At 36.8% G+C, this 18,516-nt stretch carries 15 protein-coding genes, 1 pseudogene and 2 riboswitches; of the genes and pseudogenes, 13 read left to right on the top strand and 3 right to left on the bottom strand.

All coding sequences use genetic code 11. The annotated features are described in order from the left end of the window. Positions 1–55 precede the first annotated feature (55 nt). Positions 56–421: a hypothetical protein gene (locus MHB39_RS11665; protein ID WP_333004043.1), complete on the bottom strand. Its 366-nt coding sequence runs from the start codon at positions 419–421 to the stop codon at positions 56–58. Positions 422–768: 347 nt separating this feature from the next. Between MHB39_RS11665 and MHB39_RS11670 the strand changes: the two genes are divergently transcribed. The 4 genes from MHB39_RS11670 (at position 769) to MHB39_RS11685 (ending at position 6,010) form a co-directional block, all read left to right on the top strand. Beyond that, positions 769–3,816: an ATP-binding protein gene (locus MHB39_RS11670; RefSeq protein ID WP_342546855.1), complete on the top strand. Its 3,048-nt coding sequence runs from the start codon at positions 769–771 to the stop codon at positions 3,814–3,816. Beyond that, positions 3,813–4,919 carry a response regulator gene (locus MHB39_RS11675; protein ID WP_342546856.1) on the top strand — a complete coding sequence of 369 codons (1,107 nt, stop codon included), beginning with the start codon at positions 3,813–3,815 and terminating at the stop codon, positions 4,917–4,919. The genes MHB39_RS11670 and MHB39_RS11675 overlap by 4 nt, the downstream gene beginning before the upstream one ends. 71 nt (positions 4,920–4,990) lie before the next feature. Beyond that, positions 4,991–5,494 carry a GNAT family N-acetyltransferase gene (locus tag MHB39_RS11680; RefSeq protein WP_342546858.1) on the top strand — a complete coding sequence of 168 codons (504 nt, stop codon included), beginning with the start codon at positions 4,991–4,993 and terminating at the stop codon, positions 5,492–5,494. Positions 5,495–5,542: 48 nt separating this feature from the next. After that, the gene (locus MHB39_RS11685) at positions 5,543–6,010 is read left to right on the top strand and encodes a DinB family protein (protein ID WP_342546860.1); all 468 of its coding nucleotides are present in this window, start codon (positions 5,543–5,545) and stop codon (positions 6,008–6,010) included. A 28-nt stretch (positions 6,011–6,038) separates the two neighbouring features. Here the strand turns inward: MHB39_RS11685 and MHB39_RS11690 are convergent, their stop codons facing one another. After that, positions 6,039–6,779: a DUF3888 domain-containing protein gene (locus tag MHB39_RS11690; RefSeq protein WP_342546862.1), complete on the bottom strand. Its 741-nt coding sequence runs from the start codon at positions 6,777–6,779 to the stop codon at positions 6,039–6,041. Positions 6,780–6,869: 90 nt separating this feature from the next. Between MHB39_RS11690 and MHB39_RS11695 the strand changes: the two genes are divergently transcribed. Continuing rightward, a complete protein-coding gene (locus MHB39_RS11695) occupies positions 6,870–7,289 on the top strand; it encodes a hypothetical protein (RefSeq protein WP_339280971.1) in 420 nt (139 codons plus the stop codon). Positions 7,290–7,321: 32 nt separating this feature from the next. Here the strand turns inward: MHB39_RS11695 and MHB39_RS11700 are convergent. Then, positions 7,322–8,803, bottom strand: a pseudogene (locus MHB39_RS11700) (Lsa family ABC-F type ribosomal protection protein). A 563-nt stretch (positions 8,804–9,366) separates the two neighbouring features. Then, positions 9,367–9,547: riboswitch (cobalamin riboswitch) on the top strand. Between the two features lie 173 nt (positions 9,548–9,720). Between MHB39_RS11700 and metE the strand changes: the two are divergent. The 8 genes from metE to MHB39_RS11740 all read left to right on the top strand — a co-directional run bounded on the left by metE (position 9,721) and on the right by MHB39_RS11740 (position 18,512). Beyond that, positions 9,721–12,018, top strand: coding sequence for a 5-methyltetrahydropteroyltriglutamate--homocysteine S-methyltransferase (metE, locus tag MHB39_RS11705; protein WP_339280973.1), 2,298 nt, complete (start codon positions 9,721–9,723; stop codon positions 12,016–12,018). A 138-nt stretch (positions 12,019–12,156) separates the two neighbouring features. Next, positions 12,157–12,350, top strand: a riboswitch (cobalamin riboswitch). Between the two features lie 148 nt (positions 12,351–12,498). After that, positions 12,499–14,115, top strand: a complete 1,617-nt coding sequence (nikA, locus tag MHB39_RS11710) for a nickel ABC transporter substrate-binding protein (protein WP_342546863.1) — start codon at positions 12,499–12,501, stop codon at positions 14,113–14,115. 71 nt (positions 14,116–14,186) lie between these two features. Then, positions 14,187–15,140, top strand: coding sequence for a nickel ABC transporter permease (gene nikB / locus MHB39_RS11715; RefSeq protein WP_342546864.1), 954 nt, complete (start codon positions 14,187–14,189; stop codon positions 15,138–15,140). A 2-nt stretch (positions 15,141–15,142) separates the two neighbouring features. Then, positions 15,143–15,952, top strand: a complete 810-nt coding sequence (locus MHB39_RS11720) for an ABC transporter permease subunit (RefSeq protein WP_342546865.1) — start codon at positions 15,143–15,145, stop codon at positions 15,950–15,952. A 13-nt stretch (positions 15,953–15,965) separates the two neighbouring features. Further along, entirely contained in the window at positions 15,966–16,739 is a 774-nt protein-coding gene (locus MHB39_RS11725; RefSeq protein WP_342546867.1) for an ABC transporter ATP-binding protein, read from the top strand. A gap of 10 nt (positions 16,740–16,749) precedes the next feature. Further along, positions 16,750–17,556 carry an ATP-binding cassette domain-containing protein gene (locus tag MHB39_RS11730; protein WP_342546868.1) on the top strand — a complete coding sequence of 269 codons (807 nt, stop codon included), beginning with the start codon at positions 16,750–16,752 and terminating at the stop codon, positions 17,554–17,556. Between the two features lie 190 nt (positions 17,557–17,746). Further along, a complete protein-coding gene (locus MHB39_RS11735) occupies positions 17,747–18,112 on the top strand; it encodes a DUF2089 domain-containing protein (RefSeq protein WP_342546869.1) in 366 nt (121 codons plus the stop codon). 13 nt (positions 18,113–18,125) lie between these two features. After that, positions 18,126–18,512, top strand: a complete 387-nt coding sequence (locus tag MHB39_RS11740) for a hypothetical protein (RefSeq protein ID WP_205443560.1) — start codon at positions 18,126–18,128, stop codon at positions 18,510–18,512. The last annotated feature ends 4 nt before the right edge of the window (positions 18,513–18,516 follow it).

Genomic DNA, 18,516 nt, shown 5'->3' on the forward strand with positions numbered 1-18,516 from the left:
TGGAAATAGGACACTTGCCATACTCCATTTTTTGACCGCTATTACCATCACAATATTAACTATTCGGAATTTTCTCTTTATACTTAAAGGAAAGGAGACTTAAAGAATAATTCTTCAGTGTATCTGTGTTAACAAAATCATTTAGAATACTTTCAATTGAACTACAATGTTGATTGATTACATTAATTTCTTCTATATAATCTGAATCAATCAAAACTTCTTTTAATGTTTTAAACACTACTTTCTGCTCGTTAAATAAATAAACCAGTTCAAACCTAGTGTTCAATATCAGAGTGGTAATCTCAGGGAAAACAATTCGATCCTTTAGTACTTCAAGAATAGACTCCACGGATTTTACTCCTTCAATAGCTTGTAAAGATGAAAAAACACCATTTAGTAACTCTTCAAAATCAACCTTCATCAAAATCCTCCATCAATCAAAATCCTTTCTAATCATAACATTTTTTTAGAAAAATTTTAATGATTAATATTTTCCTTCAATAATGTGGAAAGTCTATTTAGACAATAGTAATTTATTGAAAACAATTCACTTCACATGTTTCCAGAGGCTAATAAAAATTTTTAATCCGCTCACAATCATTTTTTTAAAATAACAACAAACAAAACATCAAGAAAGGTATTATTATTGTTTGTTTAGATTTTGTTCAAACACAGTATGCTACTATCTCAAAAGGGGTTGATTGTAAAAACAGTGAGCAATATGATGTAAAGATACATCATAAATGATCGATCTTTGGGGGCACGAAAATGAAAAAAAATATCATAATTATTGTAAGTATAATCATGCTTTTTGTGATTGTTTTTTTTATTGGTAATTGGCATTATTTCTCCACTAATCAGCCAAAAATTATACATAAAGGTGTAGGAAAATTAGAGGAAGAGCAATTATTAAAGCCTGTAAAGCTAGAAGGAGAATGGGCCTTTTATCCAAATGTATTAATTTCTTTGGGGGAAAATTTTGATAGCTATCAACATAAAAAACTGAATTTAAATGTACCCTTTAATTGGCAAGCATATGTAGAGCCAAATGAAGAGGGGCTTTCGGTGGGAACCTATCACGTCAACATAGAGGTACCATCAGATGGAGTTTACGGCCTATATATTCGAACGATTCGTCAAGCTAGTCGTGTATTCATTAATGGCGTTGAGGTGGGGGCTAAAGGAAATCCAAGTACTGTTTTAAGCGCGTATGCATCTGAAAATGATGATAAATATACCGTTTTTTCTCCTAGTGTCAATAAAAAACTAGACATTGTCATCCATGTTGCAAATTACAATTATCCTCAGGCTGGAATTGTTTATCCTATTGAATTTGGTACGATGAAGGCTATTCAAAAGCATTATCACTGGAAAGTGTTTTTAGATATAGTAGTGAGTATAGGTCATATTATAGTTGGTGCGATCTATGTCTTTACATTTTTACAGAATCGCAAGCGTAAGGAAGAGTTATTCTTTGGTCTATTTACTATTTCATTAGGATTTTATATGTCGTTTATCAATCAAAAAGTGTTTTTCCTTTTATTCACTGATCTATCGACGGTCAATCAATTACGTCTGCAATTAGGAATCATTCCACTCGCACTGCTTGCTTTAACATTTTTTATAAATGCGATGTATCCACAATTACTAGAAAGAAAAATTTTATACACGCTTGCCATATTACTTGGTATCGTGTTTGTTATGTACGGTATCTATAATCCCTTTACAAAAAATGAAAGGGCCTCCTCAGAATTTGAAATGATTATGAGAAAAATAATCTATATCAGTGTCACGGCTCCAGTTATTTTCTATAATATATGGTTGCTTATAAAGGTCATGCTAAAACGTTTAGAGGCTGTGCGTTATGTGCTAATAGTTATTACAGCGATTAGTTGTTATTCTATTTTACTCATTTGTAACTTTTTATTTGGGATGCCTTTTGACTATACAGAATTCATGTTATTTTTACTAATATTATTTGGCTTTGCCTCATTATTAAATTATCGTGCCAATCAAGCTGTTTTAAAAATAGCAGCATTGTCAGAAGAATTGCTTGAACATAATCAAATGAAGAATGAATTTCTTCTGAAAACTTCGCATGAACTCCGTGCCCCCCTAAACGGAATATTAAATATATCCAGATCCTTAATGGAAGGTGCTCAAGGACCATTAAAACGATCTCAACAGGAACAAGTTATTCTAATTCACAGCGTTACACAGCGCATAGGTCATTTAGTAGAAGATTTATTGTTTTCTTCTAATCAAATGACAGGAGAAGTAAGGATTAGTCTACGCAGTGTATCTCTATCTGTTATACATGAGGTAGTAGCCGAAATTCGTAGTTTTATGCCCAAAAATAGTCAAGTAAGGGTAACAGCAGAGATAAACTTAGATTTGCCAAAGATCTACACGGATGAATTACGCTTTAAACAAATTTTATATAACTTGCTGCATAATGCGATTAAATTTACACAAAATGGAACAATCATAGTCACTGCGCATGTTGAACAGGAGCAGATGGTCATCCAAGTAAGTGATACAGGCTGTGGAATTCCGACACAAGAATTAGATCGTATTTTTAACGCCTTTTATCAAGGAAACAATCATCATAATAAAGAAGGGCTAGGTTTGGGACTAAGTATTACTAAAAATATTATTGAAAAATTAAATGGTAACATTTATGTGACAAGCACTGTAGGGGAAGGGACAACATTTACATTTACAATGCCCCTCTCAACACTAGAAAACGTAAGTAATGAACAAGCTATCATTACATCACATACAGATACAGAAATACAGCTTCGACTGCCCCTTATTTATAAAGGAAGCGATAAAAAAATACTGGTGGTAGATGACAACCATGTCAATATAAAAACTTTAACGGAAGCACTAAGTTTAAAGGGATATACAGTGATCGCCTTAGATAACGGCTTTGATGCGATCGATTATATTAAAACCAATCATGTAGATTGTATGTTAATCGACCTAATGATGAATGGAATGTCAGGTTATGAGTTATGTAAACGTGTACGTAAACAATATGATATGCTGGAACTACCAATAATTATCTTAACTACAGTTATGAAGCAATCTGACTTACTGCAAACGTTAAAAGTAGGGGCGAATGATTATCTACAAAAGCCGATTTCTACCGATGAACTTTTTATTCGTATTGAATCTTTATTGGCTGTTCGACAATCATCAATCGATGCAATCGAAGTAGAAATGAACTATTTATATTCACAGGTCACACCACATTTTGTATATAACACACTTAATACGATTATTGGTTTAAGTTATACAGATATGGAAAACACACGTGAAGCTCTTTATTGTTTAGCCACTTATTTCCGTGCAAAACTGAATGTTCATTATCGAAATAGCATTGTCCCCATCGATGAGGAGATGGAGCTTGTAAAAGCCTATTTATCAATTGAAAAAATGCGCTTTGGAGATCGTTTACGTATTAAATATGATATTGACGAATCGATACAATTAGGAATCCCTGCATTGTCCATTCAACCTTTAATTGAAAACGCAGTGTTCCATGGTATCTCTAAAAAAGTAGAGGGAGGGACCATAGAATTAAGCCTACAGAGAGAGGGACAATTTGTAAGAATTAAAATCTATGATAATGGTGTAGGAATTTCAGAAGAAAAATTGCACCAATTGCTAAATGAAGAAAGTACAAGAATTGGCTTTATGAATCCATTAAAGAAATTTAAATTAATAAAAAATGCTAGTTTACGAATTTACAGCGAAGAAGGAAAGGGAACAACAATTGTCATTTTATTACCAGAGGGTGGTGTCACATGAATATAATGATCGTTGATGATGAAAAATTGGCCATTGATGTTTTATCTATTATGGTTAAACAACTTGCCCAATTTCAGATTAACATTAAGGGAACATTTACAAATTCAACTGAGGCCCTCCAGTTTCTTGAAAAAGAAATAATTGATGTAGTGTTTTTAGATATTGAAATGATTGACACACACGGTATGCAACTTGCAAAGCAGCTCCTACACAAGCAACCATCCTTACAAATCATTTTTGTTACAGCTCATACACAATTTGCCGTGGAGGCTTTTGAAGTTGAGGCAACAGATTATTTATTAAAGCCAGTACAGGAAAAACGACTGATTAATGCGTTAACAAAAGCACAGAAAAAAATGGTCGTGACGGTGGCGCCGAGGGATGAGAAGAAAAACTCATTATATGCGCATACATTAGGCAGCTTTTATCTACTGGATGTTCAACATAATGTGATTAAGTGGCGAACAAGAAAAGTACGTGAACTATTTTTATATTTACTATTTCACCAAAAACGGCCTATGTTAAATGCAGTTCTTTTAGAGGAATTGTGGCCAGATTTGAACTTTGAAAAGGCAGCTAGTAATTTACATACAACTATTTATCATTTAAGAAAGATATTAAAGGACAATGGTATTCAAGATCCCATACTCTTGGTCAATAATCACTATAAATTAAATGCGGAAATTCAAACTGATTATGATGAGCTGAATCAACTATTGGAGCAGGATCAACATGATGAGAAATCCATTCAGCAGTTATTGAATTGCTATGAGGGTGATTTTTTAATAGATGAGGAGTATTTATGGGTTAATCAAATCAGGCTCCGCTTAAAGCAATCTGTATTACATGTGCTTGAACAGTATATTGCACGTACAGACGCTGCCCACACTTTATTAAAGTATAATTGCCTACAAAAGCTTTTAGAGCTAGACGAATACAATGAACAGTATATGTTTCAATTGTTAGAATTCTTAATTCAACAAAATAGGAAACAAGAATGTATAAAATTCTTTGAATCTATAGAGGCAAAATTAGCTGAAATTGATCTCGCTGTGCCAGAAAAATTTTATAGAAAATACAACGAGTTCTTACTCAACGTTTAGAAACGATTTCGGAAAAGTAATTTCTGTTTTAATAGTAGGGAATAATTTTATAAAAAGGAGATGCTTTCGGCATGCAAAAGATTGAAATAATTGAGCTTCACCATATTGAGCAAGATTTGGAGAGGCTTACTGAATTATTGATTATGGTCGTAGATGAAGGAGCATCCGTAGGTTTTTTACCTCCACTCACACAAGAACAAGCGATAAAATATTGGCAATCTGTCTTAGCGTCAGATGTCTTACTGTTCATTGCGAAAATAAATCATGAAATTGCAGGTAGTATTCAATTGCATTTAACTAGCAAACCAAATGGCATTCATCGTGCTGAAATTTGCAAGTTAATGACACATCCCAACTTTAGACGCAACGGTATTGGACGAGCGCTGATGCAACAAGCAGAGGAACGAGCAAAACAAGAAAACCGCTCCTTGCTAGTTTTAGATACGAGAGAAGGGGATCCTTCCAATAAATTATATAAATCATTAGACTATCAAGAAGTAGGGAAAATTCCGCAATATACTATTTCACCAGATAGAGAATTAGAAGCAACCGTAATTTACTATAAATTAATTTAATCCATGGTATTGAATATAACTTAAAACGTGTAGAAAGGGAGCTAGTATATGAACGAAGAACAATTATTTAAGCAAATGAAAATGTGGCGTAATTGGACTGTTGAATTTCTACGTACAATCCCTGAGAATATTGTTGATCAGATACCCATTGGACATAAAAACACTATTCGTTGGAATGCTGGTCATCTATTAGTTGGTTGGGATCATACCGTTTTTCCAGCTGTTTCACAAGAAAGGCATTTGCCCCTATCCTATCATGTCATGTTTCCTAGTGGCAGTAATCCGGATAACTGGACTGAGCAACCGCCACCAATGGATCAAATCATTAAGCTCCTAGAGGAACAACCTATACTTATTGAACAAGCTTGTGCGGGACATTTACATGAACCGCTAAAAGAGCCTTTTTTAGGTATGAAAACATTGGGGGATATGGTTGTCTTTCATATGAACCATGAAAGTCTACACATGGGCATTATAAAAAGTATGATGCAAATACTCTTAAAGAATGAAGCCTAACTGATGGAATCAGTTGGCTTCATTTTTTCTATATATACCAAGGCAACAGATCCTCCATTTTCCTACCTGGTTTACTTGCTTTATCTGTTACGATCCATGTGCCGTCTTTCTTTTGCAGTTGATAGCTTACATTTGTACCATCCGCCCTTTTAAAGAGCATATAGCCTGTATCACCCTTGATGTAGGTGACAGGGTCTATGACATTTTTGTATGGTATCTTTCGCTCAGGAAATAAAATGGTGGTCACTATTTCCTCTGCAATCGTAGCAAGGGGTTTCATATCATGATTTATTTCAGCTTGATATTGCAATTGATCGTATCGGTAGGAAGTATACGATGATAAGTCCAGCTTAAAACTCTGCTGTATATCTAACAGTGTTGCCCTATAAAATGCGTCTATTGCTTTTTCTACATCATCCGCCTCATGTATATAGCGAATTGTGCTGACCCCACTTGGACTGATTTCAAATGTAATGATTTCCTTACTATAAGGCGGGGAATGTGCATGCTCAAAGGTGGTAACTTCCACGCTAACTTTAAAGCTAAACTGACTTTCTTTGACAATCTTTAAAATTTTCACATCATACAAGCCATACTGCTTAGGATAGCCGTAGTAATGATCAATTTCCTTTTCGATAAATGGATTAAGGATTGTAATGAATGTGTCCCTGATTAGTTGATCATCAGTTTGTTCACTTTGCGCATAGATCTTACATGGCAGAATGAACATAGTGAAGATAGCCATTAAAACATAAGCAAATTTTTTCATGGAATAGTGACCTTTCTGCAGGATGATACTTTATAGAGTGCACCAATCACAGTAAATTATCGAGCATTTTTAAAGAAAGGGAGTTGAACAATGGAAAAAATAATAATGCCCTTTTTATGTATGCTTTTGTTATTTCCAACAGCTACTTCGGGATCAGAACCTGAAGGCTTCATATGTCCAAATCCAGATGTATTGATGAAAACAACGGAGAAAGACAAAGACGAGCTTAGTCAAGCATTAGCTGACATCATTCCAAAAGTATATGGCTCAAGCCCTAATTATCAGGAGTGGCAAATTGAGGTGATAAAGCCCATGCCAATATTAACTGGCATGGAGAAGAATTACTATAAAATGGCGGTGAACTTCTGTGGAGAAAATGTGGCTAATCACTCCTGGTTTGTTCGATTAAGGTTTCCAAGATTACTGCCAGCGCAAAGTGCATCACTAGGTGAGCTATATATCGTGAAAGAGACAACTACTAAATGGGTTCATTGGTTTCAATATCATTAAAAAGGAAGAATCCATAAAATGGATTCTTCTCTTTACGACATCGCTATCGTTTTCGTTGCTACAGTTTGTTGAAATGCCTGATCATGCTCAACAATCACCATTGTGAGATGAGAGCTTTTTATGAGCTCTTCAATCTGCATGCGTGAATAGATATCAATAAAATTGAGTGGTTCATCTCAAATATATAAATGAGCCTTCTCACACAAGCTTTTAGCAATTAGCAGCTTTTTCTTTTGCCCACCGGAATAATGAGAGATATCCTTCTCAAATTGAATACGCTCAAAATCCATCTTGCGCAGGATTGATTTAAATAACGTCTCATCAATACCATGCTCTTCAATAAATTCCGAAAGCAATCCCTTTAAATGGGATGTATCCTGCTGAACATAGGAAATGACTAGACCTGAAGCTAACTTGATGGAGCCTGTATGTTGGATGGGCTTACCTAGAATAAGTTTTAACATACTACTTTTTCCGCTTCCATTTTTGCCATCTAAAACAACTCGATCCCCTTGTGCCACTTTGAAGCTAATAGGCTTATTCACGATATGGTCATCGTACCGAATCGATACATCCGTGACAACAACCATTTCTTTTGATGGATATGCCAATGGCTCTACTTTCAATGACTCGGTTTTTTCAACATTTTTTAGCAGTTTTGATTTTTCCTCAATAGCTCTTTGTTGTCTGGATTCCAGGTTCTTCGCTCGTTTCATCATTTTGGCTGCTTTATGTCCAACAAAGCCTTTGTCCAGTTTGGAACCTGAATTGGTTGTGCCGTTTTTGGAGGCTTCCACTTGATTAGACCAACCTGACGAACGCTTTGAGGATTGTTTTAATCGGTCGATATCTTTTTGCAGTCGTTGATTGGTTACTTCTTCGTGTTCCTGCTGACGATCAAAATTTAACTTCCAAGAAGAATAATTTCCACTTTGAACGTCAATATTGGCTCTATTGATCGATAGGATATGGTCAACACAGCCATCTAAAAAGCTTCTGTCATGTGAAATTAAAATAAATCCTTTTTTCCTGCGAAGATAATCTGAAACCGTCTTTCGTGCATCCGTGTCTAGATGATTGGTTGGCTCATCAATTAATAAAAATTGACCCTCTGTCAAAAACAACGCAGCAAGCAGCACCTTTGTTTGCTCGCCATTGGATAATGTTTTAAAAGGTCGATACATGACCTCTGCATCTACATGTAGGTAAGCTATTTCACGTAGACATTCCCAATCCTCTGCCTGAGGGCAAATTTCTTCAAAAATTTCGTGTGTATATTTATTTGGATCCGAAACGGGATAGGGGAAATAAGTAAAGTCTACGGAAGAGATGATTTTTCCGCTATACTCATAATTGCCTAATAGCAACTGAAAGAATGTTGTTTTACCTCGTCCGTTTCTCCCGATAAATCCAAGTTTCCAATCCGTGTCGATTTGGAAGTTTACCCCTTCAAAAATATTGTCAAAGCTACTTGGATAAGAAAAAGTTAGGTTTTGTACTTGTATCATGGACATAATAATTCCTCCTTTGTATTGCAATAGTTTTCCTTTTCATACAAAGTCGGTCTATCCATCTATGCTTCATTGCTCCGTATAAGTAGATGGATATTAACGACTTATACGGAGTATTACATGCGTCACAATAGTATCTGAATCGCTCATATTATCTCTCTCCTTTACGAGTAGATGAAAGGTACAGATTCAACGATGAGAGCAAGAAAAAAATCCCTCCAATCGTGCATTGGAAGGATTAGTCTTTCACTGAATAAAGTCGATTTGCCACTCGTATCATGACAAATAAAATGCCAACTGATTGTTAAAAATGGATAGACTAACCCTATATTTTGGTTTGAAATCATTCAATTCAAATAAAAATATAGTTTAGTTCAACATTGTCCATTCATCAGTCCTCTCATAATTGTCTATTTATAGTAACAAATTTTTTAACGGAATACAATGTAGCCTTATCTTAGCCAAGATATTTAATAATTCCTAGAATATTTATAGAAATAATTTATATAATTGTTTAAAAATAATTTCTACTATTCTGAAATGTATGCTATAGTAGGAGCATAATTGAATAATGTGTAAGACTTGGTGCCAAATGAAATTTTGGCTTAAAAGGGAAGTCGGTGAAAATCCGACGCTGTCCCGCAACTGTAATTCGGAGCAAATCACAAATGCCACTGGAGAAACTGGGAAGGCTGTGAGGCGTGTTGATGGAAAGCCAGGAGACCTGCCAATTTCTAGTACACACCAAATACCTACGTGGAAATAGGTGGTGAAAAGTGACCAAATAGGCACTGTGCGATAACGTTTATGCGAAAGTAGATACTTTTTCGTATTGTTTTAGCATTATTAATTTTAACATGCAGCCATTTTCCTAATAGGAGAATGGCTTTTTATTTTTTCTAAAAAAGGAGCTTAAAAACATGAACTATACAAGTACATTGATCGGTTATCCCTATATAGGGGAGGAACGCGAATGGAAAAAAGCACTAGAAGCATTTTGGCGCAATGAACTTTCTGAGGAGGACTTTGAGGAAAAATTAAAGAAAATCCGTTTATCAAGAATAAACAAGCAGCTGCAACTTGGAATCGATATGGTGACAGTTGGCGACTTTACGTTTTACGATAGAATGTTAGATACAGCTTTGATGTTTGGTTTAGTTCCAAAGCGCTTTAACTGGCAAGGTGGTAAAGTCGATTTTCATACCTACTTCAGTGTAGCAAGAGGAGACAAAACAGCCGTAGCTAGTGAAATGACAAAATGGTTTAATACAAATTATCATTACATTGTTCCAGAGTATGAGGGACAAGCCTTACAACTAACAGAAAATAAAGTGTTAGCCGACTTTTTAGAGGCGAAGGAAACTTTCGGTATCATTGCGAAGCCGACACTAATTGGTCCCTATACATTTTATAAGTTAACGAAAGGCTACAACAAATTAACACAGGTTGAGTACTTATTAGCTTTATTACCACTCTATACGCAGGTATTAAAAGAATTAGTGGATGCAGGTGCCACTTGGATTCAGCTAGAAGAGCCATCCCTCGTCTTAACACTTGATCCAGCAGAGATAAAGCTGGTGAAAGAAATGTATGACCAGTTAGCCACTGCCGTTCCTGAGGCTAAAATAATGCTACAGACTTATTTCGAAGCTTTAAGTGCCTATGAAGCATTAAGTACATTGCCTGTTCAAGGATTCGGTTTGGACTTTGTTCATGGCTATAAAGGAAATATGGCGTCACTTCGTCAATTTGGTTTCCCGCAGGATAAAGTATTAGGAATAGGGGTAGTGAATGGCCGTGATATTTGGCGTTCAAACCTGGCGGAGGTCAATGCGACAATTCAAGCCATTGAACAGCTAAGTCATGCTGCTGAACTATGGATTCAACCATCAAGTAACCTACAGCACGTTCCAATCACAACCTCTCTTGAAAATGATCTTGACCCTGTTTTAAAGCAGTCTCTGGCCTTCGCAGATGAGAAAATCGTAGAAATCACGGGGCTGACTAAATTCAGACGAGATAAAGATGGTTCCTTACAACATAATTTTTCAGAAAGTATGAAGGCGATTGAGGCTCTAAAAAATCATCCAATCCGCCAAAATAAGTTAATTCATCAAGCCGTTCAAACTGTGACAAAGCAAGATTTTGAACGACACAGTAATTTTACGAAGCGACAAACGATCCAACAACAAGCCTTAGGATTACCGCTGTTTCCAACAACTACAATCGGTAGCTTCCCGCAATCAGATGAAGTGAAAAGAAATCGTAATGCGTGGCGAAAGAAACAATTATCGAATGAAGCCTATGAAACATTTTTAGAAGACGAAACAAAGCGCTGGATCACTATACAAGAGGAATTAGATATCGATGTACTTGTTCATGGTGAATTTGAGCGTACAGACATGGTAGAATATTTTGGTGAAAAATTGACTGGCTTTGCCTTTACAGAAAAAGCATGGGTCGTTTCATACGGGTCACGCTGTGTGAAGCCTCCGATCATTTATGGAGATGTTGCGTGGGCCTCACCAATTACCGTAAAAGAATCAGCCTATGCTCAAAGCCTAACAAAGCGATTTGTAAAGGGCATGCTGACAGGGCCAGTAACGATATTAAATTGGTCCTTTGTGCGCGATGATCTTTCCCGTCAAGATGTCGCTTATCAAATTGCATTAGCACTTCGCAAAGAGGTGGAAGCACTAGAAAACGCAGGAATTTCGATTATTCAAGTGGACGAGCCAGCGTTAAGAGAAGGTTTACCGCTTAGAAAGGAAGAATGGGGGGCTTACTTAGATTGGGCTGTCAATTCCTTCAAGCTTGCTACATCTAGTGTCAAAGATGAAACACAAATCCATACACATATGTGTTACTGCGAATTTAATGATTTCATCGAACCGATTAGCGCACTAGATGCAGATGTGATTTCCATTGAAACATCGCGAAGCCATGGGGAACTTATTTCTTCACTACAAGTGCAACCCTATAATAAAGGAATTGGCTTAGGCGTCTATGATATTCATAGCCCTCGTGTACCAAGCGAGGAAGAAATGCTCACTATTATGAAAGATAGTCTACAGGTGCTGGACCGTCATCAATTCTGGGTGAATCCAGATTGTGGCTTAAAAACGAGAAAAGAAGAAGAAACCGTTGCAGCTTTAGCCAATATGGTTGCTGCTACTAAAACGTTGCGTCAAGCTGTACAGCAATCTACATTAAGATAACGAAATGATTTTTTAATCTACTACATCTACTCTCCAATTACGAAGACTAGGGTGAATCCCTAGTCTTTTTATGTTATTTATTATATTCAGAAAATAAAATTGACGTGACCATGCGAGCATGTTATGTTTATTACTAATTTCATAGCAATCATTACAAGTTTGAGTGAAATCGTCTTTCATTCAATTAAAAGGAAAATGGGTGAAATCCCCATGCTGTCCCGCAGCTGTAAATGAGTAGTTTTGTTTCAAATACCACTGAGTGAGTACTTGGGAAGGTGAAGCAAAATGATGATTCATGAGCCAGAATGCCTGCTTGTAAGAAGATTCATTGATGATCTACGAAAGATAGGGAGATGGATGGAGACTTGTTCATCGTGGGTTTTTCTGTCCTTATTCTTTTTTAGAATAAGGTTTTTTTATGCCTTCTCTTCTTCAACAAGTAGATTTATTTGTACTACGAATAGAGATAGGAGACAGAAAATGAGATTGACAAAGTATTTACTTCCTTTCCTGCTTGTCCTGACGTTCAGTTTACTTGCTGGCTGTACAGGCATGGATGAAGAAAAGGAAAAGACCTCAGCAAACCAAACAGATGAAAAAATGATAACGATTGGCTGGCCATTAGATGTAGGTCCATTGAATCCTCATACATATTTACCGAATCAAATGACTGCCCAAGCAATGGTTTATGAATCCTTGGTGGAATACAACGATGATGGTACTGTTACGCCTAAGCTCGCCGAAAGCTGGGACATCTCAGAGGATAAAACTTCGTATACTTTCCATCTAAGAAAAGATGTGAAATATTCAGACGGCACCACATTTAATGCAGATAATGTCATTCGTAACTTTGACGCCGTATTAGCGAATCGAGATATGCATTCTTGGATGGGGATGGTTAACCACATGAAAGAGGTTGTAAAAGTGGATGATTTTACAATTCGTCTGCAATTGGATGAGCCATATTATCCTGTCTTAAACGAACTTGCCTTTGTCAGACCTTTCCGTTTTTTAGGGGATAACGGATTCCCAGATGGTGATATGACGCAAGATTCTATCAAAGCACCGATTGGAACAGGCCCTTGGGTATTAACTGAATACAAAAAGGATGAATATGCATTATTTAGTCGCAATGAAAACTATTGGGGAGAACAACCATTAGTAGAACAAATAAAAGTAAAAATTATCCCAGACTCAGAATCTATTTCATTAGCATTTGAAAACGAAGAATTAGATTTAATTTATGGCCGTGGCATTATTAGTTTAGATAACTATACGTATTTAAAAGACAGTGGCAAATACAAAACTGCTACCTCTGAGCCTTTATCTACGAAAGCACTGCTATTCAATACACAATCTGGTCCATTATCTGAGTTAAAGGTACGTCAAGCCATTCAGTATGCTATTAATAAGGAACAAATGGTCGACAGTATTACACATGGTACGGAAAAAGTAGCGAACACATTGTTCTGGGATGCAATTCCTTATGCCAATATAGATTTAGCACCTATTGTATACAATCCAGAAAAAGCCCAACAATTGCTAGATGAGGCAGGGTGGACATTACCGAAGGGTGAAAAAATTCGTTCAAAAAACGGACAGCCGTTGACTTTAGATTTGATTTACATTGCATCCGATGCGATTCAAAAACCAATGGCAGAATTAATGCAAGGTGAACTCGCAAAAATTGGCGTTCAGTTGAATTTAGAAGGGGCAGATGTAATGGTCGGTCTTCAAAAATTGATGGATGACCAGGTAGATATTAATTTCTGGCGGACCAATGGACCACCTACAGATCCACATAGCTTTGCAAATGAATCAGCTACACCAAATGCTAGTGGTGTGTATGAGGCGAAATTAGGCTTAGCAAACGCCAAAGAAATCGATACGAAAATTCACCAATTATTAGTAGGGACAGATGAAGAGGAACGCGTGCAGCTTTACACAAATATTTTAACGATGTTTCATGACCAGGCACTCTTTTACCCTATTTCTTACGAAACAAATAATGTGATTTATCAACCATCTCTAAAGGATTTTGCCCCACGTGCATCTGAATATGATATACCTTATGCACAAATGGCTAAAGAAAAATAAAAGTGGAGGAGAGAGTGTGTCTAGCAGAGACAGCTCTCTCTTTATCATAGGATTGAGTAGGAAGTGACAGCATGTACGAATCGACATGGATGTTTTGTTTAAAAAGAATTTTAACATTGCCCTTTGTCTTATTAGGCGTTTCCATCCTAACCTTTGTATTTATTCGTTTTGTTCCAGTAGAGCCTGCTGAAGTCATACTACGTTTGGCAAGGGTTGCGCCAACAGAGGAAGCCATTCAGGCATTGCGTGAGGAACTAGGGACAGACAAGTCGTTTCTTCTTCAATATTTGCTATGGGGAAAGGGCGTATTACAGCTAGATTTTGGAACATCTTTTGTTAGTAAATTACCCGTGGCACATGAGCTATTCACGAAATTACCCGCAACCATTGAATTAGCTATTGCTGCGTTTATCCTCATTTTAGGGCTAAGTATTCCATTCGGGGTAATAAGCGCATTGTATAAGCACACCATCATCGATAAAATCATACAATTCTTTTCCATCTTGAGTGTGTCGATTCCAACCTTTTGGTTAGGTTTCCTATTACTCTATTTATTTAGCTTAAAATTAGGACTCTTTCCGACAAACGGGAAGGGCACACCTGCTCATTTAGTTTTACCCGCCTTCGCACTGGCGTTACCAACAATTGGATTATTCGTTCAGTTTATCCGTTCAACCATCCTAGAAGAATTACAACAGCAATATGTTCAATATGCACGGCTAAGAGGATTAAAAAGCTCTGTGATTCTTATCCGTCATGTTTTGCGAAATGCTGCTATTCCCTTGACTTCCTTGCTAGGCATGACCCTTGGCAATCTTTTAGGTGGAGCCGTGATTGTGGAGCAGGTTTTTAGCTGGCCCGGACTCGGCAGGTACTTAATAGAATCCATTATGAACAGGGATTATCCAGTTGTACAATGCTATGTGTTAATTATTGCGGTTATCTATGTGCTTGCCAATTTATGTACAGATATATTGCATCGTTTATTGGACCCTCATCTAATGATGAAGGGTAGGAGAGATTAAAAATGAAATTTGTACGAACAAAAAGTGGCAACTTAACAGGATTAATCAGTCTATTCCTCCTTGTCATTACTGGCTTATTAGGACTGTTGGCGCCAATTTTAATGCCACATGACCCTTTTGCTGTCGATATTGCTAAGAAATTTTCAGTCCCGTCTTGGGACTATCCATTAGGTACAGATCATTTAGGAAGGTGTATCTTGTCACGCCTTCTTTTAGGTATTCGTTATTCTTTAGGTTCAGCGCTCATCATTCAGCTAGTCGCTATTGTTTTAGCTATCCTACTGGGTGCTTTTGTAGCGTTGAAAAGAGGATTAATTGATTTTCTTTTTATTCGATTATGTGATATTTTATTAGCCTTTCCGACACTCGTACTTGCATTTGGGCTATTAGGTATATTAGGCCCTAGCTTAAAAAATGTTATAATAGCACTCATTTTTACACAGCTTATTTATTATGCAAGAATGGTCCGAAGTTTGTGTATCGGTATGAATGAGAAAGACTTTGTTCAAGCTGCAAGGATTTCAGGCACTACAGGTATCCAATTAATTAGACGCCATTATATACCCAATATATTGCCATCTATTGTCACGATTGTTGCATTAGATATCGGGAAGGTGATTTTAGAAATTGCGGGCTTTTCCTTTATCGGACTGGGCGTGCAGGCACCGATTCCAGAATGGGGCATGATGATCAACGAAGGAAAGCAATACATGAGACAGCATCCTGAATTAATGCTTTATCCTGGACTTGCCATCATCCTTGTTGTGTTATTGTTTAATCAGTTAGCAAATCGTTTAAAAAGGCTTGACTAGGAAAGGGGAAGTTATGGAGAAAGTTTTAGAAGTGATAGACCTCACAGTCAAAATAGGGGAGAAAAATATATTAACCTCTATCAACCTGACAGCTTATAAAGGGCGAGTCCTAGGAATTATCGGGGAAAGTGGCAGTGGCAAGTCCATGCTTTGCCATGCCATCATGCAAACATTACCGTCCTTTGCCCATGTCAGCCAAGGGGAAGTACTCTATCTACAAGAAAATTTATTAAACGTTTCAGCTGCTAAATGGAGAGCTTATCGTGGCAGACATCTTTCGATGATTTTGCAAAACCCATCCGCTGCATTTGATCATATTCAAACGATTGAAAGTCATTTTCGAGAAACATTAAAAGCACACTTTAAGCTTACAAAAAAAGAAATGAGACAGATCGCCCTTGATGCTTTGAAAAAAGTTCATTTACCTCAGCCAGAGCAGCTCTTGTCCTACTATCCTTTCCAGTTAAGTGGAGGCATGCTACAGCGAGTGATGATTGCTCTGTCAATGGCGATACAGGCCTCCCTCTACATCGCAGACGAGCCTACGACTGCTCTGGATACCATCAATCAGAAACAAGTATTAACACTATTTAATCAAATTCGCTCAGAAACAGATGCTACCATACTCCTTGTCACGCATGATTTAGGTGTCATTGCTGAGCTTGCGGACGATGTGGCTGTGATGTATCAAGGAGAAATCGTTGAGCAAACGAATGTTTTTGATTTTTTTGATGCGCCTCAGCATCCCTATACAAAGAAGCTTTTACAAGCAAGAATGCTATTTTAGAGGTGAAAAAATGACGTTGCTAGACGTGAAAAATATAGACATGCATTATGCTCAAAGACCAGCCCTATTTCAACGAGGACAAAAAATTCCTGTATTACAAAAGATGTCATTTTCACTTCAGGAGGGAGAATGTCTAGGAATCGTCGGTCAAAGTGGTTCAGGAAAAAGCACATTAGGACGCATTATTTTAGGGATTGAACGACCAACAAACGGAGAGCTGCTCTTTCAAGGTATCAATTTATACGAAGCACCCAGCAAAGAGAAAAAAATGATACGAAGAAATTTACAGGCTGTTTTTCAAAATAGCTATCATTCATTTAATCCAAAACAGACGATTTTCGAAATACTCGAAGAACCGTTTTTGAATTTCGAGCATTTTAGCAAAGCAGAGCGACAACAGAAGGTAAGGGAATTACTAGACTGTGTAGAGTTAGAGTGGGCAATGGCTCAAAACTATCCCTCACAGCTAAGTGGGGGACAGCAGCAACGAGTCAACATCGCTAGAGCTCTTGCATTAAAGCCGAAACTGATTGTTTTAGATGAGGCCATTAGTAGTCTTGATATGATTTTGCAAAAGACGATTATAGAACTATTACAATCACTGCAAAAAGAGCTACAGCTTGCTTATATATTCATTTCACATGATTTACAAGCCACACGTTTTATGTCAGATCGCATCCTAGTGATGCAGCATGGTCAGCTCGTGGAGGAGATTGGGAAGGATGGAGCCTATCAGCATCCCGCTTCACAAGAATTATACAATGCTATTTTGCCATCACACCCGCGAGAAAGAAAAAATAAGGATAGACCAAATTAAACAGAAACTCCATTTTGAATTTTTCAAAATGGGGTTTTCTTAATTATTAAAGCATTTTAGAAATAAAATTAATAATATCAATCATAAAATTAACTTTATTTATATTTTGATTCAAATAATTAATTTTTATTATTTACTTCTTTAAATTCTTTGTTATATAATCAACTTAACTTAAAGGAAGGAGTTCACTATGGCTTATCAAGTAATCACAAATTGCCCTGTCTGCAGTAAAACTTTGAAAATTACCAAGTTACAGTGTTCTCATTGTCACACGACGATTGAAAATGAATTTGAATTATCTAAGCTCGCATCTTTATCAAAGGATCAGCTTCATTTTGTGGAAGTATTTTTAACTTGTCGAGGAAACATTAAAGAGGTTGAAAAGGAACTGGGGGTTTCGTATCCAACAGTTCGTGGCAAGCTAAACGACATTATTTCATCCCTTGGCTATGCTCAAAAGAAGAAAAATGAAGTAGACGAGAAAAAAATTGTAAGCATGTTGGAAAATGGCGAAATCACAACGGATGAAGCCATAAAGCTCTTAAAAGACGAATAGGGAGGAATGGACCATGAAAGAGGAAATTACGAAAGTGTTAACCATGATTCAAGAGGGGAAAATTGATGCGGATAAAGGTTCAGAGCTGATTCAAGTGTTACAACAGAAAGAAGAATCAGGAAACAAATTTGTGGAAAAAACAAAGTATTTAGATAAAACATTAAAGGTCCGTGTTGTATCCACCGAAAATGATAATGTCACGGTGAATTTGCCGATTAAACTTGTCAAAGCCGTACTCATGGCTGGACACAGCATCGCAGCGAGTATTCCACAATCGGAAAAATACGTGAAAGATATCGACATCAATCTTCTTCTTGAAGCGATCGAAAATGAACTAGATGGACAAATTGTAGATATAAAATCGGCAAACGGAGATACCGTTGCAGTCTTCATTGAATAGAGGC

The organism is Lysinibacillus sp. FSL K6-4013 (genome assembly GCF_038630435.1).
GTDB classification, from domain to species: domain Bacteria; phylum Bacillota; class Bacilli; order Bacillales_A; family Planococcaceae; genus Lysinibacillus; species Lysinibacillus boronitolerans.

What these genes read in the sequence shown, in the direction of transcription:
- MHB39_RS11725 (WP_342546867.1), top strand. Translation starts at nt 15,966, where the DNA reads ATGGAGAAAGTTTTAGAAGTGATAGACCTCACAGTCAAAATAGGGGAG.
- MHB39_RS11695 (WP_339280971.1), top strand. Translation starts at nt 6,870, where the DNA reads ATGGAAAAAATAATAATGCCCTTTTTATGTATGCTTTTGTTATTTCCA.
- MHB39_RS11735 (WP_342546869.1), top strand. Translation starts at nt 17,747, where the DNA reads ATGGCTTATCAAGTAATCACAAATTGCCCTGTCTGCAGTAAAACTTTG.
- nikA (WP_342546863.1), top strand. Translation starts at nt 12,499, where the DNA reads ATGAGATTGACAAAGTATTTACTTCCTTTCCTGCTTGTCCTGACGTTC.
- MHB39_RS11730 (WP_342546868.1), top strand. Translation starts at nt 16,750, where the DNA reads ATGACGTTGCTAGACGTGAAAAATATAGACATGCATTATGCTCAAAGA.
- MHB39_RS11680 (WP_342546858.1), top strand. Translation starts at nt 4,991, where the DNA reads ATGCAAAAGATTGAAATAATTGAGCTTCACCATATTGAGCAAGATTTG.
- MHB39_RS11665 (WP_333004043.1), bottom strand. Translation starts at nt 421, where the DNA reads ATGAAGGTTGATTTTGAAGAGTTACTAAATGGTGTTTTTTCATCTTTA.
- MHB39_RS11685 (WP_342546860.1), top strand. Translation starts at nt 5,543, where the DNA reads ATGAACGAAGAACAATTATTTAAGCAAATGAAAATGTGGCGTAATTGG.
- MHB39_RS11670 (WP_342546855.1), top strand. Translation starts at nt 769, where the DNA reads ATGAAAAAAAATATCATAATTATTGTAAGTATAATCATGCTTTTTGTG.
- MHB39_RS11720 (WP_342546865.1), top strand. Translation starts at nt 15,143, where the DNA reads ATGAAATTTGTACGAACAAAAAGTGGCAACTTAACAGGATTAATCAGT.
- MHB39_RS11690 (WP_342546862.1), bottom strand. Translation starts at nt 6,779, where the DNA reads ATGAAAAAATTTGCTTATGTTTTAATGGCTATCTTCACTATGTTCATT.
- MHB39_RS11740 (WP_205443560.1), top strand. Translation starts at nt 18,126, where the DNA reads ATGAAAGAGGAAATTACGAAAGTGTTAACCATGATTCAAGAGGGGAAA.
- metE (WP_339280973.1), top strand. Translation starts at nt 9,721, where the DNA reads ATGAACTATACAAGTACATTGATCGGTTATCCCTATATAGGGGAGGAA.
- nikB (WP_342546864.1), top strand. Translation starts at nt 14,187, where the DNA reads ATGTACGAATCGACATGGATGTTTTGTTTAAAAAGAATTTTAACATTG.
- MHB39_RS11675 (WP_342546856.1), top strand. Translation starts at nt 3,813, where the DNA reads ATGAATATAATGATCGTTGATGATGAAAAATTGGCCATTGATGTTTTA.